General features: G+C 58.6%; 13 protein-coding genes, 10 pseudogenes and 1 other annotated feature. Of the genes and pseudogenes, 15 read left to right on the top strand and 8 right to left on the bottom strand.

Going from position 1 to position 22,966, the window contains the following annotated elements; translation table 11 throughout:
- Positions 1 to 201 precede the first annotated feature (201 nt).
- The 3 genes and pseudogenes from IVA75_RS04710 to IVA75_RS04700 all read right to left on the bottom strand — a co-directional run bounded on the left by IVA75_RS04710 (position 202) and on the right by IVA75_RS04700 (position 2,085).
- Positions 202 to 897, bottom strand: coding sequence for a hypothetical protein (locus tag IVA75_RS04710; RefSeq protein ID WP_247282118.1), 696 nt, complete (start codon positions 895 to 897; stop codon positions 202 to 204).
- A gap of 226 nt (positions 898 to 1,123) precedes the next feature.
- Positions 1,124 to 1,854: pseudogene (locus IVA75_RS04705) on the bottom strand (helix-turn-helix domain-containing protein); the annotation flags it as partial.
- 108 nt (positions 1,855 to 1,962) lie between these two features.
- Positions 1,963 to 2,085 (bottom strand): RES domain-containing protein, encoded by a 123-nt coding sequence (locus IVA75_RS04700; protein ID WP_247282117.1) that lies wholly within the window; start codon positions 2,083 to 2,085, stop codon positions 1,963 to 1,965.
- A gap of 1,773 nt (positions 2,086 to 3,858) precedes the next feature.
- Between IVA75_RS04700 and IVA75_RS04695 the strand changes: the two genes are divergently transcribed.
- The 6 genes and pseudogenes from IVA75_RS04695 (at position 3,859) to IVA75_RS04670 (ending at position 8,153) form a co-directional block, all read left to right on the top strand.
- On the top strand, positions 3,859 to 4,281 hold the full coding sequence (locus IVA75_RS04695) for a transposase (protein ID WP_247282116.1): 423 nt from the start codon (positions 3,859 to 3,861) through the stop codon (positions 4,279 to 4,281).
- Complete coding sequence (gene tnpB / locus IVA75_RS04690) at positions 4,275 to 4,628, top strand: IS66 family insertion sequence element accessory protein TnpB (RefSeq protein WP_247282115.1); 354 nt, start codon at positions 4,275 to 4,277, stop codon at positions 4,626 to 4,628. The genes IVA75_RS04695 and tnpB overlap by 7 nt, the downstream gene beginning before the upstream one ends.
- 51 nt (positions 4,629 to 4,679) lie before the next feature.
- Positions 4,680 to 5,579, top strand: a pseudogene (locus tag IVA75_RS04685) (IS66 family transposase); the annotation flags it as partial.
- Complete coding sequence (locus IVA75_RS04680; protein WP_346658401.1) at positions 5,470 to 5,976, top strand: ATP-binding cassette domain-containing protein; 507 nt, start codon at positions 5,470 to 5,472, stop codon at positions 5,974 to 5,976. The pseudogene IVA75_RS04685 and the gene IVA75_RS04680, both read left to right, overlap by 110 nt.
- A gap of 1,214 nt (positions 5,977 to 7,190) precedes the next feature.
- Positions 7,191 to 7,796 carry an MATE family efflux transporter gene (locus tag IVA75_RS04675; protein ID WP_247282113.1) on the top strand — a complete coding sequence of 202 codons (606 nt, stop codon included), beginning with the start codon at positions 7,191 to 7,193 and terminating at the stop codon, positions 7,794 to 7,796.
- Between the two features lie 33 nt (positions 7,797 to 7,829).
- Positions 7,830 to 8,153: an MATE family efflux transporter gene (locus tag IVA75_RS04670; RefSeq protein WP_247282112.1), complete on the top strand. Its 324-nt coding sequence runs from the start codon at positions 7,830 to 7,832 to the stop codon at positions 8,151 to 8,153.
- Between the two features lie 410 nt (positions 8,154 to 8,563).
- On the opposite strand, the gene IVA75_RS04665 is transcribed toward IVA75_RS04670, so the two are convergent.
- Positions 8,564 to 8,821 carry a hypothetical protein gene (locus IVA75_RS04665; RefSeq protein ID WP_247282111.1) on the bottom strand — a complete coding sequence of 86 codons (258 nt, stop codon included), beginning with the start codon at positions 8,819 to 8,821 and terminating at the stop codon, positions 8,564 to 8,566.
- Between the two features lie 821 nt (positions 8,822 to 9,642).
- Between IVA75_RS04665 and IVA75_RS04660 the strand changes: the two genes are divergently transcribed.
- The 5 genes and pseudogenes from IVA75_RS04660 to IVA75_RS04640 form a co-directional block, all read left to right on the top strand.
- Entirely contained in the window at positions 9,643 to 11,130 is a 1,488-nt protein-coding gene (locus IVA75_RS04660; protein ID WP_247282110.1) for a pentapeptide repeat-containing protein, read from the top strand.
- A 206-nt stretch (positions 11,131 to 11,336) separates the two neighbouring features.
- The gene (locus tag IVA75_RS04655) at positions 11,337 to 12,215 is read left to right on the top strand and encodes a pantoate--beta-alanine ligase (RefSeq protein ID WP_247282109.1); all 879 of its coding nucleotides are present in this window, start codon (positions 11,337 to 11,339) and stop codon (positions 12,213 to 12,215) included.
- 1,371 nt (positions 12,216 to 13,586) lie between these two features.
- The gene (locus IVA75_RS04650) at positions 13,587 to 14,480 is read left to right on the top strand and encodes a TauD/TfdA family dioxygenase (protein ID WP_247282108.1); all 894 of its coding nucleotides are present in this window, start codon (positions 13,587 to 13,589) and stop codon (positions 14,478 to 14,480) included.
- Positions 14,481 to 15,437: 957 nt separating this feature from the next.
- A pseudogene (locus IVA75_RS04645) lies at positions 15,438 to 16,460 on the top strand (IS110 family transposase).
- A gap of 367 nt (positions 16,461 to 16,827) precedes the next feature.
- A pseudogene (locus tag IVA75_RS04640) lies at positions 16,828 to 17,238 on the top strand (DDE-type integrase/transposase/recombinase); the annotation flags it as partial.
- Between the two features lie 275 nt (positions 17,239 to 17,513).
- Here the strand turns inward: IVA75_RS04640 and IVA75_RS04635 are convergent.
- Both IVA75_RS04635 and IVA75_RS04630 read right to left on the bottom strand, forming a co-directional pair.
- Positions 17,514 to 18,715 (bottom strand): annotated as a pseudogene (locus tag IVA75_RS04635) (IS3 family transposase); the annotation flags it as partial.
- Positions 18,315 to 18,431, bottom strand: a sequence feature (AL1L pseudoknot). Its footprint overlaps the pseudogene before it by 117 nt.
- 120 nt (positions 18,716 to 18,835) lie before the next feature.
- A pseudogene (locus tag IVA75_RS04630) lies at positions 18,836 to 19,831 on the bottom strand (IS110 family transposase); the annotation flags it as partial.
- 79 nt (positions 19,832 to 19,910) lie between these two features.
- Here IVA75_RS04630 and IVA75_RS04625 point away from each other — a divergent pair.
- Positions 19,911 to 20,107 (top strand): annotated as a pseudogene (locus tag IVA75_RS04625) (integrase core domain-containing protein); the annotation flags it as partial.
- Positions 20,108 to 20,186: 79 nt separating this feature from the next.
- On the opposite strand, the gene IVA75_RS04620 reads toward IVA75_RS04625, so the two are convergent.
- Complete coding sequence (locus IVA75_RS04620; protein WP_247282107.1) at positions 20,187 to 20,519, bottom strand: hypothetical protein; 333 nt, start codon at positions 20,517 to 20,519, stop codon at positions 20,187 to 20,189.
- A 224-nt stretch (positions 20,520 to 20,743) separates the two neighbouring features.
- Here IVA75_RS04620 and IVA75_RS04615 point away from each other — a divergent pair.
- Positions 20,744 to 20,851 (top strand): annotated as a pseudogene (locus IVA75_RS04615) (transposase domain-containing protein); the annotation flags it as partial.
- Positions 20,852 to 21,255: 404 nt separating this feature from the next.
- Positions 21,256 to 21,663, top strand: a pseudogene (locus tag IVA75_RS04610) (hypothetical protein); the annotation flags it as partial.
- Between the two features lie 101 nt (positions 21,664 to 21,764).
- On the opposite strand, the gene IVA75_RS04605 reads toward IVA75_RS04610, so the two are convergent.
- Positions 21,765 to 22,190, bottom strand: a complete 426-nt coding sequence (locus tag IVA75_RS04605) for a GNAT family N-acetyltransferase (RefSeq protein ID WP_247282106.1) — start codon at positions 22,188 to 22,190, stop codon at positions 21,765 to 21,767.
- Positions 22,191 to 22,690: 500 nt separating this feature from the next.
- Between IVA75_RS04605 and IVA75_RS04600 the strand changes: the two are divergent.
- A pseudogene (locus IVA75_RS04600) lies at positions 22,691 to 22,966 on the top strand (IS701 family transposase); the annotation flags it as partial.

Raw genomic sequence — 22,966 nt, 5'->3', positions numbered from 1 at the left:
GGCAGCGCCGCGCGACAGCAACATCGATGAGAAGCCCCCCGAGGTACTCAGGTTAGCGAAACAATCACACCTATCGCCATTTTCAACCCATTCACATTGCTGAGATGCAGGTTTTGGAGTTTTGGAGTTCTCACCTGCGCAAGCCAAGACAGCCGACCAGATGGGCAACTTGATGGCCCGGAAGGTTCAGTTGACTCCTTATTACTTTCCAAATCCCACCATCTTCATGGTCCAGCGGTTGACGCCCCCCTTATCGTTGCGATGGATGAACATCTTCCTAATTGTGGTCTCGAGGTTTCTGCGTTCAATCGCGGTCAGAAACGGAATGTCAAGCTGACGCGTCTGGGTAAACTTCTCCACTACCGTCTCAGTTGAATTGCAGGGCGGCAATCGTGCGGCAATCGCGTGCGTGGTATGAAGATCCTCGATAAAGTAAAAACCGCCAGGCTCGACGATGGGAAACAGCTTCGCTAGAGCAAGCTGCTGGTGGTAAGCTGCGTGTGAAGCATCCTCGATAATGATCCTTACAGGCGGGAGCGAACTCGCAAGGCGTTCCAAGGCTACCGCATCGCCCATGTCAAGGCGCTCGAAACGGAACCGATCCATCTTAAAGGCGCTGAAGTCAGCAATGTCGCAGCCGACGATCTCAGCTTTGGGAAAGAACTCCAACCACATTTTGATAGACGGAATATCGTCAACCTTGCGACCGACGAGTAAATCAGGATCGAGGGAGCCGTTCCCGTGCTGTAATCCAATCTCAACCATTGTGAAGGGTTCGTGGCGGAACTCCTCGAACAGAAAAGAGTAGAAGCCGGTGTAGCCATGGGTGTCGCCGACCTCATCACCCTTGTCGCTTCCGAGGGCATTTGCTCGTTTCGTCAAATTTGGGACGCTCATTAACACCACCTCTTTTTGACATGGGTCATCACACGACGGGATGTCCCTTCATAAGTTCAAAGAGCGTGCCAAACGGGCGCACTGATATCCATTGCTAATTCCCATTTGGCGCGTGTCGCGGGTAGGACGGGGTGTCGCGACTCCGACAATTCGTCGCGATGCTCCATCTCGCTTCTTTTGCGCGTCGCCGTTTTGATGAAGGCTAAACAGCGCGCTGCGCTACTTGCGTGAAATGAAATTGCACATTGGGGTGGGCCTTGAGCCAGTGCTCGTTCTTCAGCTTTCGGCCCGGAAAGGCCGCGGGGACGCTTTTCATGAAGCCGAGAAACTCGACGCGGCGACAGCGTTTTGAATGAGCCGCGATGATCTTTCCGGTGGCGACCTCAAGCGCCGCAAATAATGTTGTGGTGCCATGGCGCCTATAATCGTGGCTCTGGCGGGTCAAGGCGCGGCCATTGGGCAACTTCAGATAACCCTGCGCTCGCTCCAAGGCCTGGATCGAGGGCTTCTCGTCCACGCATAGCACAATGGCCTTGGCGGGCGGGGCGACGTAGAGGCCAACAACATCGGCGGCTTTGGCGTAAGATTCGGGTCGTTGCTCTCGCACCAGGACTTGCGAGCCGCGAGGTCAATCTGTGGCTGCGCAGGAATCGCCAGACATATTGGACGTCAACATCGCCCAGCGCCTCGGCTACTAGAGGGCCGGTCCAGCGCGCAAACTCTTGCGGGGGCAGTGCAGCCCTTCAAGGCCATGATCGGCATAGCGGTGCCGCCAAAGACTGACATCCGCGGCTGGACTCCGACTTCTTTCGAGCGGGTGCTACGCCCGTCCGCCGCCAACAGAACTATCCGCGCCCGCTTCAAATCGCGCTGCAACGTCACCGGCGAGCGACAACACGCCTCAAGCACCTTGCGATCTTTCCGCGAAAGGTGGACTTCTCTTGCTTCGGGGATCATCCATGTCTTGAATAACGACTCACGATCCAAGAAAAGTGGGTACTAGCAAGAATGGCTTGCGCGGGTTTCGCTATTTTGGGAAGGGCAAAATCGGCAGCGCATGCGACCTCACCGGTATGAGGGCGAACCCTCGGCTAGTGCAGTTTCGGGCAATGAGCCAAGATAGAAGTAGGGAATGCCGGGCGGATTGGCTCGGCCGTGTGCCGCCAATCGCCTCGGCGGCGCTCCCATTTAGGCATGCCGTCAGCGCGAACGCGCGCTGGACATGTCGTCGTTCCGAGCGCTACCGGAATTGGTGCTGTTGCGGACGCCATTCGGCAAGGCCGTGGTGCTGGTGCCGTCTGCGCCTGCGAGACCGCTGCTCGCGGTATTGGAAGAAGCGGATCGCCAATTGCTGGAGGGGGCGCTGCGTGTTCGGTGCGCGCACCTCGATGGCCGGCGGGCTTGGCGGCCCAAGGTGTTTGCTGACGGCACGATACGGAAGAGTCATGCGTGACTGCGGCGCGGCAATCAGTTGGGGCCAAGCACTTCGACAGCGTGTTGTGTAGAAGGCCCGCTTCAGCGCCATCGACGCAAGCGGCTCGCTGGCTTCGTCAGGACCAATAGGCGTCATCCTCGATGGCCAGGATGTCCCGCTTCCGTGCGATCTCGCGACGGCGCCCGCGCTCGTAATCCTCTCCCTCGGACTCTGTATGGTCGGAGGCGCGAAAACGCGCGCGCCGTCCGGCCGCGGCCGCCTTGTCGAACGGCCCGCAAGCAGTCCTTCCCCCGCCATCGGCCGCCGACCAGCTAGAGCTTAGCCAAATGTGCGTACGACTTCATGCCATGGTAGGTGGCCGCTTCGACGAAGACTTTGTCTCCGGCTGCCAGATCGAACTGAGTGCCAGCGCTATCCCATGCCGCGCTCCATAGGTAATGGAGTTTGTCCGGATTCGCCACGAAATCCTGCCTGGCGAAACAGGTTCGCCAGTTGCGCCCGGTGTTCTGAAGCACCCGAGTGGGACAGATACTCCACGTAGTCGGAAATATCGGCCGTTGAAAAGTGATCGCCGCGTACATGTGGCGGCGCGCACCTTTGGAGACGTTTTGAAATCTCGCAGCAGACAGTCATTCCAGTCGATGATAGGCAAGGAGGCCACAACGAGCATGGAGCCTTTCGGCAAATTGCGCAAAGATCGTGCGTAGATTTCCGATGATGCGCCTTTACGGGTGGCCGGTAGAAGCGTGGTAAGTTTTCCGACAGCCTGTCACTTTCGCCCATTGTACCCGATTTTACTCATCTATGGAATTCACCGATCTGATACCTGGTTTCAACCCCGTCTAGATGTGAGCACGCGCCGACCCGTCCTGGCTGCCGAATGTTTTCACTTAGAAACTGACCCCCGATGGGTTAACTCCGGCCAACGCTCTATTGCCGACTTCTCTGGAGTGCCGATCCGCTGGCAGACCGGGCTGGTCTGCTTCCTCCCACGAATCAGGCCGCTCCTGGATAAGTCCAGCAGCGGCCTCTTTTTGGCTTCCGGCCAATGCGGGCCCGGCACTTCCTCGGGCGAGACCGTGATGAGGCACACCGGTTGAAGCCGCTCGGCGGGCAGCCGTCGTTCGGAACTTTGCGCGAACTCGGCAGCGACTGTGCCATCGAGATCGACACGAACGTTACCCTGGGGCCGTGTGAGGCGGCCGCCAAAAGCATGAGACGGGATGGCTTCTTCGAAGCAGCCTGCGGAAGAACTGCAAATCAGTCCCGGGGGCCGACTGAACGCGTAGGGCGCCGCGAGCAAATCCTGGATGCTGCCGAACGGCATTTGTGAGAGCGCGGCCAAGCGGCCTCAACTCTACGCGAGATTGCCACTCGTACGATGTGCATCACGCAAGTGAGAAGGCTTCACGAGCCCGCGCGGTCCTCTAGCTGGATTGTAAGCGGGGCTGCGAGGCCCACCAGATTGTTTGTGCGTAGACCTGTGAGCGCCGTTAGAAGAGTCATCTTCTGCAAGGGTGCTCACAATGGACGACCATTCGGACGACATAAGACGACCGTTGTCACCGCGCATAGAAGTGTACGCCGGCGGCGGCCGGAAACAGTGGCCAGATGATTTGAAGGCGCAGATTGTCGCGGACAGTCTCGAGCCGGGCGCGATCGTAACAGATGTCGCACGTCGCCATGGCTGCCGGCCCCAGCAGGTGCATGACTGGCGGCGCCGGGCGCGTTTGGGTCAACTGGTGCTGCCAGCTGCGGCGGGTGCACTGTCGTTTGTGCCGTTAGTGTCGGAATCGTCGCCATCGGCGGCTGCAGCTCCCTCCGGGGCGCCGGAAGCAGCCGTTGTGACGGTTGAGCTCCATGGGGCACGAGTTGAGGTGCGAGGGACGCCTGGACTTGCCGTGCTGAGTGATGTGTTTGTTGCGTTGCGCCGGACACGTTCATGCTGACGGCTCCCGCTAACCTCATGATTTACGTTGCGAGCCGACCTGTAGACTTCAGGAAGGGCGCGGATGGTCTGGCGCTGTTGGCGAAGGAGACGCTGGGCCACGATCCGATGAAGGGCGTGGCGGTGGTCTTCCGTGCGAAGCGCGCTGATCGGGTGAAGATCGTGGTCTGGGATGGTAGTGGCCTCGTGCTGTATTGGAAGCGGCTTGAGGGCAGCGCCTTCAAGTGGCCGCCGGTCGTTGACGGCGTCATGCGAATGAACGCCGCGCAGTTGTCCGCGCTTCTGGCCGGCATGGATTGGACACGCATGCATGCGCCTCGAATCCCGCAGCCGAAAGCGCTTGCGTAGGACATAAAATCTTCGCTGCATCGGGGCGCGAAGCATGGCAGACTCGGGCCAATGAGTGATTTGCCTGATGAACTGCCGAGCGATCCAGCCGAGTTGCGTGCCTTTGCCGCGGCTCTGCTGGATCGCTGCGCCAGGCTCGAGCGGTTGCTCAAGCTTGCAAAAGACGCGCAGTTCGGTCGATCGTCGGAAAAGCTTGACGCTGATCAGCTCCAGCTTATTCTGGAGGATATTGATCAGGCTGTCGCGGCTCTCGAAGCAGCCGAGGACCGCGCCAATCCCAAAACACGCGAGAAGAGAGCTGCCGAGCGCAGGGCCAATCGTGGCAAGCTGCCGGAGCATTTGCCGCGCATCATCGAGACCCTGATGCCCGCTGCAACCTGCTGCCCATGCTGCGCAGGCGACCTTTTTGAGATCGGTCACGATGAGAGCCAGAGGCTGGACGTCGTACCGGCGCAGTATCGCGTTATCGTCACCCGCCGCCCCAAACTGGCCTGCCGCGCCTGTCACGGCGTCGTCCTCCAGCATGCTGCTCCCGAGCGATTGATCAGGGGAGGACTGCCGACCGAGCGGCTCGTCGCGCATGTGATCGATGCCAAGTATCATTGGCATTTGCCGCTTTACCGCCAGACGCAGATGCTGGCGACGCACGGTATTGCCATCGACCGTTCCACGCTCGCCTTCTGGGTCGGCTATGCGGCCCAGGAATTGAAGCCCTTGTGGCATCGTCTGCGCCAGCTTCTGCTCGCCTCTCCGAAGCTCTGTGTCGATGAGACCCCGGCGCCGGTGCTGGATCCCGGGCGCGGCAGGACCAAAACCGGCTACTTCTGGGCGCTGTCGCGCGATGACAGGCCTTGGGCCGGGCCTGATCCGCCCGGCGTGGTCTATGCCTATGCACCAGGCCGCGGCGCCGTTCATGGCTTGCGACTGCTCGAAGGCTATCGCGGCATCATCGATCGCACGAATGGCGCTGGCGCTCGACCTACCCGACGGCGGGGCCGTTCTGTTTCAAGGTCAGGCCTGGACCACCCTCCCTAATCGCGAGCGCAGGACGTGGCGCCGGGCTATCACGGTTATTTACCAGGCTCCCGTCAGCTCCTTTGATCCTCGCTGGACTGTGGGACGCATCATATCCGATAGCCTCGCCAATGACGTGTTGACCAGAGGCGAGCGCGATGCACGCGTCGTCCAGCACCTTGACCTGGTGGGACTATCCTCAGCGTTCTTGGATCGCCAACCGCTTGAACTCTCGGGCGGTCAGCGCCAGCGCGTTGCGATCGCCCGCGCGACCGCTCCAAGGCCCGCCGTGATCGTCTGTGATGAAACCGGGTCTCAGCGCTCGACGCCCTAATCCAGGCACAAGTGCTGAACCTGCTTGCCGATGTGAAGGCGCATCTTAACATGAACATCTTCATTTCGCATGATCTCGGCTTTGTCCGCCATCTCAGCGATCGCGTCATCGTCATGCGCAAGGGCGCGTCGTCGAGACCGGCACCAGGGACGAGATATTCCTCAATCCGAGTACCGACTACACCAGAGGCTTGATCGCCGCAGTCCCAAGTCTTGCGCGCGGCGGGCTGGCCAATCGTTCATTCAGCCGCTCTAAGAAGACGCTCATAAGTGCGCTCATTCCCGATCCTGTGATGAAGGCCGTTTCGACGAACGGGCCACGGCCTTTGGCCATTGAAAACGCGTCGAAGCCATACCCTGCTCAGGCAAGCGACGCCTTTGTCTTGCGCGCAGCGATTATTGCCACCCGAGTCGAGAGTTCAGTCTAGCCGATTTGCGGCGCTGGCGAGCTCGGAGGGTTGTCATATCGGCATCCGTCTATTCGGATTCCTGGTGGATTTGCGGGATGTCTGCGGCCTTTGGGCTCGTCTTTGATGCTGACCGTGGGATTTGCGACATGTTGTCGGAGGAGGACACGCCCGCCAAAGCAAATAGCCATTCCAAATCAAGCTATCGCAGTTGGCACGAGCCTTAAAAGGAGCTGTCATCCAGCATGGCATGCTCAAGGAATGTAGTGATGGCTCAGAAGATCATAGCCTCTCAGTTCACGTATGCGTCGCGTGCGATTGCGACTCCCGAGTGCCACTGTCCGACTCAGTGCGCGCTCGCGCACGCTTTCGCCAAGGTGATCGACCAAGCCTCGATTGCGGTCCACGCCCGCACCTCTCGCGGTGCCGATGACCGCCAGCCACCTGCCGCCTTTGGCTTAAAATGCGACTCGATGCGCTGGCGGAGGCGCTGATGAAGCCGCGCATCAGCGCGCGAGCAGTCGCCAAACCACAGGGTTAACGGTAAGCCCAGGCCGATGCGCGCCTCCTCTGTGAGGCGCAGCTGCCCGGCCGGACTGATCCCGCATGGGCAGGAGATCGCGACTTCAGGGCGAAAAAGAGCATCATCTCGGCGGAACAAGAGTCGTTTGCGGCCGGGGCAAACAAGTAGCTAGATTTCCATGGGCAAAATAATCGAAGCACAACCGGTATCAGTTTTGCGGCAGGGCACGAGACGGGCGGCTGGCCAACACTTCAAGATCGAGCTCAACGAAACTGTGAAGCTCGCGTGGCCGATGGTGTTGACCCAGCTTGCGCAGGTCGCGATGATGACGGCGGATCTTGGGCCTTCATCGGGCACATCGGGCCTGAGGCACTCGCTGCGGCCGCCCTGGCCGTCACGCTCTATCTCGTCAGCTTCACCGTTGGCGCGGGCCTGGTGGCGCCGATCGCACCTTTGGCGGCGCAGTCGTATGGGGCCGGTAATCTTGCTATGGTACAGCGCGCACTGCGCACGGGCCTATGGACGGCGCTGTTACGATCGTTCCCGATCATGGCGTTTGCGTCTCGTGGAGAGCAAATTCTGCTCGCTTTCGGTCAGGCCCAGACGCTGCGCGGCAGCAATATCTGTTCGGACTGGCCTTGTCGCGTAGTGCCGGCGCTATGGCTGCAGGCCATCCGTAATTTCATGGTCGCCGTCAACCGGCCGGAGCCGATCTCGTGGATCACGCTGGCGGCAATCCCTCTCAACGCGGTGCTCGTGTATCTGCTGGTCTATGGCAAGTTCGGGCTGCCCCGGCTTGAGCTGTTCGGTGCGGTGCTTGCGAGCGCGCTGGTGAACTGTGCGATGTTCCTCCGCTTTGTGGTTTGCCACAATGCGTCGTCCTTTTCGTAACTACCACGCGCTTGCAGATCTCTGGCAATTGGATTGGCCCTTCTTGCGACAGCTGATCGTGATCGGAACTCCGATTGCAAGCGCCTCCTGATGCAGTACGGAGTTTTGTCGGTTTCTGCGCTCCTGGCGGGCCTGATCAGCACCAGTGCACTCGCGGCTCATCAGATCGCGCTTCAGATCACCGTGATTACATCCATGATCGCTTTCGGCATCAGCATGGCGGCGGCCGTACGCGTTGGCCATGCGGTCGGCCGCAACGACGGTCCCGGCATCAAGCGGGCAGACCTGGTCGCGATGCTGCTCGGTACGCTCATCGCTGCCTTGCTGACAGTTGCGGTGATCGTCGCGCGTTTTTAGATCGCCGAGCTGTTTTTGGACAAATCGGTCGGAGGTGCCGACGCAACGATCGGACTGACTGCAGAGCTCCTTATAGTCGCCGCGAGCCTTTTTGTCACTGATGCCGCGCAGAGCATTGTGGCGGGCGGTCTGCGAAGGAAACTCGGGTGCCGCTTCTGTTCGTCGCCATTGCCTACTGGGCAATCGGCTTCTCACTTGGCCACGTGCTTGGTTTGAAGATCGGGCTTGGTGCGACCGGCATCTGGATTGGCTTGTCAATCGGGAAGAACATCTATACAGGGCCCCTCGTCCTCCGTTTCCCGCTGCGGGCGAGCAGGTGTGCATTCAGAGCCGTCACTTGATTGCGTAATGGCGGTTCTTGGCGAGCGGGAATCCAGGAATGCGAGGCGACTCCGCGGGTCCCTCCGCCTTCAAAGAGGGCAAGGCGTCCGATTGGAAACAAAATTCGTGACCGCGCAGTCACCAGCAGTTCCGTGCCTTTGCAAAGGCACATCGAAACCAATTTGCCGGCCCAGTTTGACATCCATCTCGTCCTTGGCAACCACGCGACCACAAGCATCCAAGGAGCTGTCCCGCCCGAAGTCCAGGCTGGCACATTCTCTCCAGCCTATGCTTCCTGCCTCAAGCAGGTCGAGCGCTTCCTCAGGCTCATCACCCGTCACGCCCATCCGGCATCGCCGAGCTCGTCAAGAAAGTGCGATAACCGACCCACGCATGTAATACAATTGTACGCCCTGCATGTGAACTCCTGACCCGAACACCGCCCCCGGAACCTCGCGCGACCTTGTTGGCGGATTTCCGGAACGGAGCTGCGTCGCCGGGACGGAAACTGAGGAACACAGGCGGCGAATTGTGGCTCAATAATACGACATCGGGAGAATGCGCCAACGTGCATTGAAAGCAACCGTCACTCGACGGTCATGGAGAGGGACATCGCACTTGTCGTCGAAGCGATAGAGAACAAGCAGGAGCCGCCGTTGCGAGCGTCGGGAATGATTGTATGGTTTGTGACAGGACGCAAGTCCTTGTCAGTTACCAAAGCCCAGACGCCTTCTGCCGAGCGCCGTTTCTAGACAATGATTCAACGTCTGTCAGGATAGATGAGGGACTGGCACAGACGTTGCTATTGAAGTGCATCGTGAGGCCGACTGTTAGAAGCACGAACTCGGGGGTAGCCGAAGTTGCGGCGTTTTTCACTCGACTGTCGACAGATCGATTAAGTACCCAAGGGTGACGTCCTGGGAGATCAACTCCGTCTGCTGCAACTTGCTCAGGCTTTTCGTGCGTGTCGGTTCGTGATGGCGCAATTCAAGAGCCCCGGTCAGGTAAGTTAGATCCTGATGAGGGATGATGCTTAACTCGCAGAAAGAAATCCCAAGAGGCGCTCGCGGCAAACCTTGGCGACTTCAAACAGGCGGGCCATGCAAAAAGCGCGCGGCAAACGAGGCTGAGAAAGTGCGCTCGTCATGGAGAATGGAAGACCCCGGCAATGACGCAAGCTACCGACGCCACTAGCCATTTCAGCGTGCCTGAGGAGTTGGGCATCCATGCAACAGCGATAAGCCAATCTTCGGCAGATGGCGACTTTGTCCGCTACTGGAGCCGAAACGGTGATCGGGCGTCTGCGTTGGCTGCGGTGGGAAGGCGAACCGAGGACGCGATCAAGAAGACCGGCATCGGCCTGCGGCTATCTTCCGAGAACTTCAACGGTCACGATCTATCTGGATTTCCGTTGCGGCGATGCATCCTCAATCGTGCGCAGCTTCACGGAGCGAAGCTGGATGGAGCCGATCTGTCCGAGGCCAACCTCATTTGCCCGGGATTGGAGCGAGCAAGTTTCCGCGGAGCCAAGCTCGACTTTGCGTATATGCATGCTATTGCCGCACAGGTTTGCAATTTCGACGATGCAAGTCTGCGCAATCTCATCGATGCAACGGGTAGCCTATTCCACGGGTGCAGCATGCGAAGGACCCGTTTCGACAACGCAGTGCTAAGTGGCGTCCTCTTTTATCAATGTGACGCGAGCCACGCTGTCTTTGATGGCGCTGAACTGCAAGGATCCACCATCAACGAATGCTACCTGCCTTGCTCGTCCTTTCATTTTGCCAAGTTAAACCAAGTTACGATGACGAAGGCGCATCTGACCGGCAGCTCGCTCTTGCAGTCAAGGGGGGAGTATCTATCAATCCTGCGCCCCACTTCGGTCGATGATCTTGTCCTAGAGAACGCTCATCTTCCTTACTTCAGGCTTTCAAAGGCGAGCGGTCGCATCCTGGCCAAAGCGCTGAGCGCCCCCTTTGCGGATTTCAGCCTCTCAAATCTCGCGAAGGCGGAGCTCGAGGAGGCAGATCTATCGGAGGCGCGACTTCTGTCGGTAAACCTCGCTAATGCCAACCTCGTCGGCGCGGTGTTGAACGGAGTATCCGTTCGTTCTTGTCAGCTCGATGGAGCTGATCTATCTCGCGCATCAGGGGAAGCCATTTCGATCTTCGAGAGCACGATGCGATCCGCCCAGTTGCGCGGCTTCCGTGCGCGCTGTGCGTTTATACGCGATTGCGATATCTATGATTCAGATTTTTCGCAGGCGTACCTATATCGCTCAATGATTACCGGTGATCCTCCGCAGTCCATGGCTTTGAACCGCGCCAATTTCGAGGGAGCCAACCTTGTTCAGTCCTATATTGCGGCAGGAATGACTGGCAGCAACCTGGAAGCGGCCCGTACGGCATACGTTCGAATGAATCAATCCTCGCTCTGCAAGACTAACTTGAGTGGAATTTCACCTTTCCAGGCAAGCTTTGTAAAAACAGACTTCTCGGGTGCAAGGATAACGACCTTTGAACCGCCCTTTTTTGCAGACAGATGTCCTGGGCTCCAGGCTGCTTTGAAGGACGTGGAAGATCAGAAATCCGAACCTTCAGAGTATTTGGCTGAGTTCTCATCGCTAATGAGGCGCGGTCGAGAAGGATCGACCTGATGGGCTAAAGGACGCATGACCATTTGGGGCGCCTGTCATCATAGAGAAGGACAATAGAGAAGCGGGATGTGTCCCCGTTGTGGCCGGACTCCAGGCGCTCATGAGCTCATCCGCCGCGCCGTCGATGTGGCCGGTAGCGCTCGCCATGGGTCATGTCTGCTCGAGCAGCAGGGCTGCCGGGCAATCAACAAGACGGAGTAGGAAGCATGCATCTAGCGTCTCTTTCAGCTGGCAAGACCTTCATTACGGACGTAGCAAGAAGAGAGCAGACTATCGGCACAGTACACACTTTAGGAGCATTGCATCTGGGCCATGCGGAGTTAATCAGAAGGGCCGCAGCCGAGAACGATGTGGCCATTGTCACAGTCTATCCGAACAAGATTCAGCTTAGCCCAGGTCCTGAGTACGAGTTCAATTTGGAGGATGACATTGCGCTTGCGCTGGGAGCGGGCGCTTCTGCCGTCATTTCAACGACCGACGCGGAGATGTTTCCGCCAGGATATCGCACCTTTGTATCTCAAGGGGATTATCCGCTGCGTGCGAGCGGGCCTCATGGGCTCCTCAAGGAAGGTATCACCGGATGCATCCGCTGGATTTGTTTTGCGCGACCAAATCGCAGCTATTTCGGTTTAAAGGATATTGGACAGGCCCTTCTCGTGAAACAAGCGGTCACAGACTTGCTTGTTGATTGCGAGATACGTTTTGTGCCGACAGTACGATACAGGAACGGAGTGCCCATTTCGTCGCGTTTGCGACACTTCAATCGTTCTGAGCTGGACGAGCTTTCGTCCCTCTTCATGGCGCTGGACCATTTGAGAAAAGAGGCCGCGCGGGGAGTATCTTCCGCCAAAGACCTGATAGCGTCGGCAAAACCGCTGATGAAATTCCGACGGTTTGAATTGGAAAGTCTTCGAATTGTTGGCGCGGACAGCTTTGAAGATCAGAAGCAGATCGAGCTTCCCGTTATAATCAGTGGAGTCGCCGTTGGTCACGGCCTTAGAATGCCTGATAATATCTATGTGCCGGATCAAGATACACTTCTGAATGGTCCTGCAGATATATGGATCGATTTGCCCGAAAGGTAGGAATCCGATGTCGATGCACAATCGCAAGCTTGGAGAGACCGGCTGCGGTTCGCGCATTGGGCTCTGAATCAGGAAAGACCCTTTTAGGGAAACTCCCGGGCCGAATCGCAATGGGCCTTCAACATCTTCCGAAATCGATGCTTATCGTCCCGGAGTTGCTTTAAGAAAAATGAGCCCTCGCTTCAACGATTTGTTCAGACCCGGACGGGAATCAGGCACAGGTGGTGCTGGACGGGTTCCTGCGGCGTGTTGGTATCTCAACCGTGATCCCGCTGCAGTCCGATGCTTGGAATGGGTCTGGGTTTTCGGTAGCCTGATGCGAGGTGAGGACAAACTAAGGGACATCGACGTCGCGCTCGAAACAACGTGGCGTCCAGAAGATTTGCCCGCTTATGCTGGAACGAACGGCAGTTCAAGGAGCTTCTGTCGTGCCGCGACGAAGTCGCAGCCATCCTTGGCCTCATCTGGCCAGCAGAGACATGGATAACCAAGCGCACCATTTATGGAGCTCGGCGGCATCCGTTCCTCGCCGGCGTTCAAGTGATGCAGCGATCTTGCCGAGCAGCGTCCTGCCGCCTCAGCTTCGTGGTAACAGAAGATGAGGGTGAATCGCCTCGTTTCATCGGACTCTGATCTGACGTTCCTCGTGTTCAGGTAGCTGATCTCCTAAAACGGGTGATATAGCCCCTGTTAAACCGTAGCGGGAACTGTTAAAGCGCACGGGGTATCGATCTGTCGCTTCGCGAGCAGTCGGCACCTGCTCCATCTGTGAAAGACGGGTGAAACAGCCGCACACATTGAAAATTCGATACGGCGAAACTCGTGCTCTAACGTAGAAATTGCGGGTGCAAGGTACCAACAACCGAAGGTATAGTAACTTTGATGTCGCGCCGATTGAAGACCACGAGCTATCCATTTCGTCCCGACCACCGCGATTGTACCTATTGCGACGCGTGAGAAATCGTCTTCCTAAAAATAGCTCGGTGCCTAGCTCGCCGGCAAAATGAACATTTCTCATCGTCGAAAAGAAAGCTGGTTTCGTTTCATGGACTAGACATCGATTGACCGTATGATTGAGATGTAAGAGCGAGGTAATTCATCATGCTGCACGTCGATCCCGGCGGCGTTGCCGACCGTTTCCGTCGTCTGATCGGAGCCGATGCAAGACTGGCCCTGATCGCGACAGAGCGGGGCACATGATGATGGTGGTGCGTGCCGACGACCTGGCGTGGCTCTTTGTGGCGGATGCTGGAGCACATTGCGGCCGAGTACGATCCGTCAACAAATCGTTTTCCCTGGCCTCCCCCATTAGTCTCGCGACGAAATATCGCACAGCTTTGTTTTAGGCATCACGATAGTGAGAGCATGATCATGAGCAACGTGACGACCATGGATAATGTCATTCCGCGATCGGACATCGTCAGGTCTGCGGCCCGGCTTGGTGCCGAGATCAAGAACATCAGGCTATCGGACGGATTGTCCGACGAGGTCATCTGCGCCATTAGCCAGTTGCTTCTCGAGCACAAAGTCATCTTCTTCCGTGATCAGGGACATCTGGATGATGCCGAACAGCAGCGCTTTGCCGTCCGCCTCGGCTCTCTGATCCCGCGTACCATAAGGGGAACATTGACCCCGGACATGGCGCCGGGCCGCGGCAGCGGTCGTGCCGACCGGATCCACATGGATCTCAGCTTCGGTGACTCATGTCCGAAAATCTCGGTACTGCGCGGTGTCGTGATCCCGCCTGATGGCGATGACATTATTTGGTCAAACACTGCGGCTGCATATCTTGATCTTCCCGAGCCGCTGCGAATGCTAGCCGACAACCTATGGGCGGTGCACTGCAGCGCCTTTGATTGCACCGTGACCAGGCACGCCATCGAGACGCAGCAATTCGATGATGTCTTCACCGGAACAATCTGCGAAACCGCGTGTCCGGTTGTTCGCGTCCATCCCGAGACGGGCGAGCGCTTGCTCGTGCTCGGACATTCTGTGCAAAACTTCGTTGGCCTAGAGAAATATGCCAGCCAGAAGCTGTTCAACCGGCTTCGATCGTACCTCACTGCGCGGGAAAATACCGTTTGCTGGAGCTGGAAATCGGGCGACGTTGCAATCTGGGATAACCGGGCCACCGAGTGCTACCCCGTCAAGCGACATCGCGTGGAGGAGCGCATCGCAAGCGATGGCGATGTGCCGCTCAGCATCGCTGGTTCTCGGAGCGTGGCGCGCACCAAGTCAAAGCCGCAGGCGGCCAAGGCTGCCTAGTTTGGAACCACCGATCTGGCTATTGCGATAGACGGAAGTGATCTGAAGTGTGCGTCGCCACTTTCGTGCGCGCAACGCGACGTCGATTAGTTGACGCGTACACGTTGGGTCTGTTGCTCTCACATTCGCGACGTCACTCGAGAATTCCGAAATCCGGGATCGAGCGTTTGGCCCTGAGCGGTTGGCGTTTCGGCGTTCGCCGATCATTCGACTATCGTTCTCGGTTAAAGCTGAAATGAGTTCGCTACTTCATGAACGGGCCGCAGACATCTAGTGTTCTGTCCATAAGTCCGTAGCATAATTATAGCATCGGTTTCGGTATCCTGAATCGAATGAGATACTGCGAACCGGACGCCCGAAGGCGACGCTCACAATATCCAGCGACGAACGGGCGCATTTCTTGGCGGTCGCGCGCTCGCGTTCGCTGCCGGTGGCACTGACGTTGCGGGAAGATCGTTCGGGCTGAGAGCGCGAGCCCCGCAACGCTGTTGTTGCGACGCAGCTTGGAGTAGGCCCCCCGAGGGGCTCTATGATGAGATGCGTACCGGCAGGGCCAGCACGGCCGTGAGGCTCACGCTACAGGCGTTTACGGCAAGAGAGACGAGGGCCCGCCGCGCCCTATGAGAGCGAGAACCTACTCGTTGTTCATTACATGCGGAAAGGCGTCGCGCTACAGGTGCGCTTGACACGGCCTATGACGTGCCGGCCGACTTCATGGCAATCGCTGCCGGCCATCTAAGTTCGCGACCGCGCCGTCACCCTCGACAGCTTTTGACCCTGCCATCTGGGACTTAATCCAGATTGAAGTTTGCTCTGGCCCAAGACGAGGACCAGAGCATGAAGCGCAATCGTTTTACGGAAGAGATGCGGTATTCGGTCCCGATCGCCTGACCTATTTGCCGCGCCGCACGTTTTTGACTGACGATTATGGACCGATTCCATCCTAAGGAGGAGAAGATCATGATCTACGTCGGCCTGGATGTTTCGCTGAATTCCGTTGCAATATGTGCGGTGGGCGAGACCGAGCTTATCCGGGAGGGAACGACGTTGGCGGACGCGCCATCGATTGCGCAGTACCTCGAACCATGGCCTGGTCAAGTTGAGCGGTTGGGCCTGGAGGCAGGACCGACCTCAGAATGGCTGACCGCAAATCTAATCGAACTGGGACTGCCGGCCGTCAGTTTGGAAGCCCGCCAGGTTAAGGCGGCACTTTCGGCCATGCCGGTGAACACCGATCGGAACGACGCCCGTGGGATCGCGCAGGCGGTGAGAATGGGATGGTTCAAGCCTGTCCACGTCGAGAGCATCGGCAGCCAAAGGGCGCGGACATTGGCGGCGGCTCGCAAGCATATCGTCCGCTCCATCGCTGCCACGGAGCAAGTCATCCGAGGACTTCTGCGTCCGCTCGGCCTCAAGGTCGGAATCGTCTCGCGGAATCTGTTCGCGACGCGAATTCGTGAGTTGGTCGGCGGTGACGCCATGCTGGAGGCGACCATGAATCCGCTGCTCGCCGGACGCGAAGCGCTGATGCGGGAGTACGCCCGATTGCATGGTCTGGTTCTGAAGGCCGTGCGCAGCGACCCGGCATGTCGGCTCTTGATGACGATGCCGGGGATCGGCCCGGTTTCTGCGTCGACCTTCCTCTCCACTGTGGACGATCCCAGGCGATTCCTGCATTCCCAATCCGTGGGCGCCTATCTCGGGTTGAAGCCCCGGCGATACCAATCTGGCGAGATTGATCGGGTGGGACGGATCACAAAAGTCGGAGATGGAGAAACGCGCACGGCCCTGTTCGAAGCTGCGAACGTCGTTCTCAGGCCATCGACCTGATGGTCTCCGATGAAGGCTTGGGCGATGCGTGTTGCACACCGGCAAGGAAGCAAGCGTGCGAAGGTCGCGCTGGCCAGAAAGATGGCTGTCGTCCTTCACCGAATGTGGGTCGATGGAACCGAATTCCGATGGACTGCGGCGGCGGCATAAGGCCGCCATCGCCTTCCCAAAAGACGCCCGTCGCGGGGCGTGGGATGGTCGAATTCGCATAATCTGTCGTGGCGTCCGCCTCAAGGCGGCTGACTACGCCGAAGAGCTTGAACCGACCATTCAACCGAATCCCATCATGTGGCGGCTTTGCCGACCACGAACAGAAGCAAGGTACCCGCGGCACGTGCTCCTAAGGGATTGACAGAAGCAGACCCGAATACAGAAGCAGATCGTCGGAGGTTTCGAAGGCAAAGCGACTGAGGAGGATGGAGGACGAGAACGCGCCCAACGCATGAGAGCGATCGGCAAGCTGCGCTGCCGCGCGTGCTATCGGCGCCCTCCACGTTCTGTTCAAGCGGGGCATGTGATCAACCACAAAAAGCTGTTCCGGCTCTACCAGGAAAGAGAAGCTTTGCGGTGCGTCCCGCCGTGGCGGCCGCAAGCGGGTGATCGGACCCCGGCGCCGATGACGGTGCCGATGGCGCCGAACGACCGCTGGTCGCTCGACTTCGTATCGGATCAGCTCACCGATGATCGCCGCTTCCGTATCCTCATTGTGGTCGACGACTGCACCCGCGAGTGCCTGGCGCTGGTGGCCGACACCTCGCTCTCGGGCACCCGGGTGGCGCGGGAGCTGGACCGGCTGATGATTGAGCGCGGCAAGCCGAAGATGGCGGTCAGCGACAACGGCAGCGAGCTCACCAGCAACGCCATCGTGACATGGGCTGATCAGAGCCGCGTGGAATGGCGCTACATAGCGCCAGGCAAGCCCATGCAGAAATGCCTTCATAGAAAGCTTCATGTATAGACGGCCCCGCGGGCGCAAGGGATTTCGACCACGTTTTGGAGATCGGTCTGGTGCGTTCATGTATACGTTCTGTTATTGCGGCCGATATCATGGCCGCTGGCCCTGCTGGAGATCGCGGATCGAGGCCATCAAGGCGTCCCGCTTGTTGCGCTTAAAGCTCTTCGGGCTTGCTCGATTGAACCGCCCCGGGATTGCCGGAGGCCATTCGGTTTAAGTTTTGCCGGCATGGCGGGTTGTTCCAGCATGGCGTAGTAGCGTTGCTCGGCTTCGGCCGGTGGTATGTTGCCGATGGGCTCCAGGAGCCGCCGGTTGTTGAACCAGTCGACCCATTCCAGCGTCGCGAACTCGACGGCCTCGAAGCTGCGCCATGGCCCGCGCCGATGGATCACCTCGGCCTTGTAGAGGCCGTTGATGGTTTCGGCGAGAGCATTGTCATAGGAATCGGCGACGCTGCCGACAGAAGGCTCCACGCCTGCTTCAGCCAGGCGCTCGGTGTACTTAATGGATACGCCTTGGCTGCCCCTGTCGCTGTGGTGCACGAGCCCGCTACGATGGACCGGCCGTCGATCATGCAGTGCCTGCTCCAGCGCATCGAGCACGAAGCCTGCATGCGCCGTGCGAGAGGCTCGCCAGCCCACGATCCTGCGGGCATAGGCGTCGATGACGAAGGCGACGTAGACGAAGCCGGTCCAGGTCGCGACATAGGTGAAGTCGGAGAGCCAAAGGACGTTTGGCCTTGGCGCCTTGAACTGGCGGTTGACGTGATCCAGCGGGCATGGCGCAGCCTTGTCGCTGATCGTGGTCTTGACGGGTTTGCCGCGGATGACCCCTTGCAAACCCATATCCCGCATCAGTCACGACACCGTGCAACGGGCAACATCGAAGCCCTCACGTTTGAGCTGCCGCCAGACCTTGCGCGCGCCGTAGACGCGGAAGTTCTGATCGAAGACGCGCCGGACCTCGATCTTCAGCGCAACATCCCGCCTGGCGCGCGCCGACAGCCTGGCGGGATCCCGCCGCTTGGCCACATGGGCGTGATAGGTCGAGGGGGCGATCGGCAGGACCTTGCAGATCGGCTCGACCCATGCGCCCCACGATGATCGTCGATGAAGGCGATCATGGCTTGGACCGGCGGTCGAGCTCCGCCATCGCAAAAATAAGCGCTTGCCTTGCGCAGAATCTCGTTGGCCTGCCGAAGCTCCCGGTTCTCCCGCTCGAGCGCCTTCAGCTTCTCGGCCATGTCGGTCGGAACGCCGGCCCGCTGCCCGCTGTCGACTTCAGCTTTCTTGACCCAGTCATGCAGCGTCTGCGGCGTGCAGCCGATCTTGGCCGCAATCGACGTCACCGCCGCCCAGCGCGAGGGATGCCCACTCGCGTGATCCAAAACCATCCGAACTGCACGCGCCCGGACCTCGGGTGAAAACTTGTTCGTTGTCTTGCTCGTCATGGCTCCACCTTCTCAAGAGTTGGAGCCTCCGGCAATCCCGGAGCGGTTCACGATCCCCGCTCCGCCGGTTTCCATCATGCTAGTGGCCTGCCTGCGTAGCAGTTTACCCGCAGCGTTAGGCCGATAGAACTCAACGGTCGTCATCATCGTCCAAATGATGCGAGCCAACTTGTTGGCAACGGCGATTGCAACGACCATGGGGCGACGTCGCTCAAGTAGTGCTTCGATCCAGGCCGCTCGACTCGTGATCGCGCCTTGGGTACCGGACGATGTTGCGGGCCCCAATAACCAGCAAGTGCCTGAGATAGGCGTCTCCTCGCCTCGTTATACGGCCGAGGCGACTTTCCTCCGGTGGAGTTCTGTCTTGGCCCGTTCCGAGCCAGGCAGCGAACTCCCGACCGGAGCGGAACATGGCGGGATCTGAGACAGTGGCCGCTACGGCCGTGGCCGTTATGGGGCCAACACCTGGGATGGAAGCCAGTAACTTGGCCATCGGATGTACTTTTTGGATCTGAGCCAACTGACATTCGATAGCGTCTATCTGGCTGTCGAATTCCTTCAGTTGGTTCACAAGCGCCACAAGTGCCATGCGGGCGGTGGTCGGCAGAATCAGTCCCTCGTCACTCAGCATATCCACCAAACCATCTATCTCGGTCGACCTTGCCCAACAACGATGCCGAACTCGGCAAAGTGAGCGCGGATTGCGCACGGCGTCATTGTGCTCTGGCGGACCAGCAAACCTCTCGCCCCGATGAAGCATCAAGAAGGCCTGGTTCTAGACACTCCTGATGGGAACAAATCTCATATTGGGGCGGGCGACAGCTTCGCAGATTGCCGCCGCGTCAGCGGCATCGTTTTGTTCCTCGCCGCACATAAGGTTTCACATACGCTGGCGGTATGAATCTCACATTATGTCCAAACCGCTGAATCTCACCCCCAGTAATGGGCGGGAGCGCAGGCCTCTATCCCAACCACGCAGGGTGAGAGCGCGGAGAAGAAGGAAACGATCTCGCCGCGCCGGAGGCGTTGGCGACCGGTCACTTGCCCTTGAGCATCAACTGCATGAACGTGAAATACATGCTTCGAAATATCCAACCCAATCGTCGCGACTTCCATGATGATTTGCTCCGGTTAGCGGTACGGAGATCGCCAGCATATCGCCGGCGCCGAGAGAGCGGGGCCGTCTTCCCCCATCAACGGCGGGGTGCGCGATGAACTGTTGAACGAGACGCTGTTCACGTCGCTGGACCAGGTCCGCGTCGCGCTCGGATGCCGGCGGGCCGATTGCAACGAGGCACGACCCCATTCGCAGCTCGGATGGAAAACACCATCGGAGTCGCCTTCACCTGCAATCCGCGACGGGATCTGGCGCTGCGCTATGCCGAGGGCTCGCTTCGCGCTCATGGTTATTGCCGACGAGATTGACTTCAGCCGATCAGATCGAGAGGCTCGCCGGGCGGCGAAGTGCCGGTCACCGCCTCACGTCGGCTTGCGCAAGAGGTCGGCGGCGAATGAATGGCAGGTGGCGAATGATCGTCGTCGGCGCCAACCCGCGTTCCCTTTGTAGAAACTCGGCGAACTCCCCAAATTCTCGTCCTGCGGCGACACCGGCGGCAGCGCCGCCGACGCGATCATGCCCGCCTCGCGCAACACCGATAGCGACCGCTTCAGCGCCGCCCAAGCTGGATGCACTGCTTCCCCGCTCGGTGCTTAAGGTGCCGTTCGGCCACGCGTTCATCGAGATCGCAACCTCAAGCCACATCTTTCGATCCAGCTGATGAGGCTCGCTGGCAAGTTCAGGCATCGCCACGTGCCGTGGCCAGCGAGTTCGTCCCTGACGAGGCGCGCCGCGTAGAGCTCGACGAGCTGTCTGTGGGGTCCACTCTTCAGGCGCCGGAATAGTCGGCTCCTGCCCAAATGCTCTTCTGGAATCATGTCCTGGCCTCCGCTGTTGAAAGCGGAGCTACAAGACAAAATCTGCCGAGCCGATTACACGCCGCCCAGGTGAATCTCGTTCGGCAGTCGGCACAAACTTGCAAGCTCAATGACGTCGATCCGCTCGCCTATCTCACCGGCGTCCTGACCAGGATCGTCAACTGGCATCCAAACCGCGACATCGACCAGCTACTTCCCTAAGTCTGCGGCGCTCAAGCCCTCAAAGCCGCGGCCTGAGAGGACGCTTACGGATCATCTGGGCGCTTATGAACAAGGGCGGAATCTATCGGTGTCCCGACCTACTGGCGATTACCACCGTCTCCCTCTGATGGATGCGTGACCGCCAAAACGATCTGACCGGCGCAGAGGGGGCAAGTTGCAACAACTGGCGATGAACCCGTGGGACGAAACCCCGAAACGAGTGAAGCTACTGCCCCGATGCGCTCAAGCGTAAACTTTGATCTAGCTCCGTTCCGCAGATCTCATCGAGGCCAGCGGCCATATTGTGCCGCGCGCAAAGGCCGGACATATGGCCGCACCGTTCCGATGTGTGAAATCGACTGAAAAAGCTCTTGCCTCGCGGTCCGTTCCACATATGGGGCACGGTCACTGTCGCCGTGCGGGACGCACTGTTTGGTCGGCCCGGATGAAGGTGAGCATCAGCAGCGTCTTTCTGAGCTGGTCGCGTTCACACATTGGGAGATGAGAGCGCGCAGTTGGCGAAGCCCGTCGGATTTGCAGATTGTGCTCTATTATCGTGATGCGGCCACGAGTGCACACCGCGTCTCGCGTCCGCACTGCAAGCTCGCGGCTTTGATATCCGCGGAATCCGGCCACCGACAGTACCGGCGGTCACGGCCCAGTTGCGAGTTTCACTTAAGCTCATCGTCCCGTCTGATTTCCACTTCCCGCATCAAGAGGGGGTCGTCGCCTCGTTCCACAGCGCATCCATCGCCTGGAGCGAGCTATCCTCCAGCAAGAGCTCCTTTGCTGCGAACGCCTATTCGATATGAGCAAACGGCGCGCGAATTGTGCATCCGCGTGGGGCTCACGCGCCGAGCGCCGCCGTATTCCAAATTGTGATAGGTCAAGAAAAATTCCTTTAAGGGAAGTTCTATGAGAATGCTTCTAAGTTCTTAGTCATAAAAAATCGGAACGTTCCGGCTGGATCGCAGGGCATTCGGCCGTTGGTCTTCCATCCATTTTGAGCGTAGAAATCTGATAGATTGACTGTGTAGAGAAAGGCCGATTGGCAGCCACGCCGTCGACCCTCTCTTTCAAATTGCTTCAAAATCTCTGTTCCCAAGCCTCTTCCGCGAAATTCCTTTGGCAAGAAGAACGAATCTAGGAACAACAATCCCACGGATGAAAGTCCAATCGCGCCGCCTAGAATGCGCTGTGTTTTTGAATCGGTTAAGACCACAGCAAGGGGACGAGTGTCGCCGATCCCAATGATAACATCACTGCAATCGTCGAGGCTGCCCTCGATCGCCTTTACGATACAAGAAGCGATTACATCGGTTACAACGATGTCCGGCATTTTCCCCTCCCTTCGCGTACATACAGCTCTTGCGGGAGCCTGACACGCATCGACAGATGACTTGTATCCGAGATAAACGCAATCAGAAAGCAACGGAACTGTTCGGCAAAGCACGAGAACTGATGCGGCGTCGCGTCCGACAGTACTGCGTTACATCGGGCCGATCTCCCTTTAAAAGGTGAAGTGGGCATCCACTTCGATGCATCACTTCCATTGCGCTCATGAATACAAGCGCCTGACCTGGACATGGGCATCATTCAGCGCAACTGATGGATCCATGTTACAACTGTGCTGATGAGCATTGGCCGGCATCGTGAACATTGGGGTTGATCTACCAGATATCTCTAGTTTGAACTATGCGCGCATGGCTCAGATTGCGTGGAGCGTGGAGCTTTTAAACTACCGGGATCGGTAGTATGTGCCCAAAAGCATATGGTACTCAGACGCCAGCCTAGCATTACAGTTGCTTTGTTTGCAGACTTCTGAATCCATGGGCAACCATGATTCGAATGTCGTGGACGCGGGCCGCGTCGGTTGAGGAGACGCTTGCGTTGTGGGCGGCGTCGCTTCGAGAGATCAAGCAACGGATACGTCCGTTGTTCACGCAAGAGCGTGTGGCGACGAATGCAGGCTTGTTCCTGGAAGGTCTGCTCGGAGATGAGCAGCGCAAGACCGGCTGGATGCGCGCGGAGGCGGCTGGCGATCCCGGCCCATGGCGGCAGCAGGCGATCCTGGGTCGCGGGGATTGGGACGCTGATGCCCTGCGCGATATCGTC

This window comes from Bradyrhizobium sp. 134, from assembly GCF_023074155.1.
Classification (GTDB): Bacteria; Pseudomonadota; Alphaproteobacteria; order Rhizobiales; family Xanthobacteraceae; genus Bradyrhizobium.
Note: the sequence above shows the minus strand (reverse complement) of the source record. Positions and strands in the feature narration are given on the sequence as shown.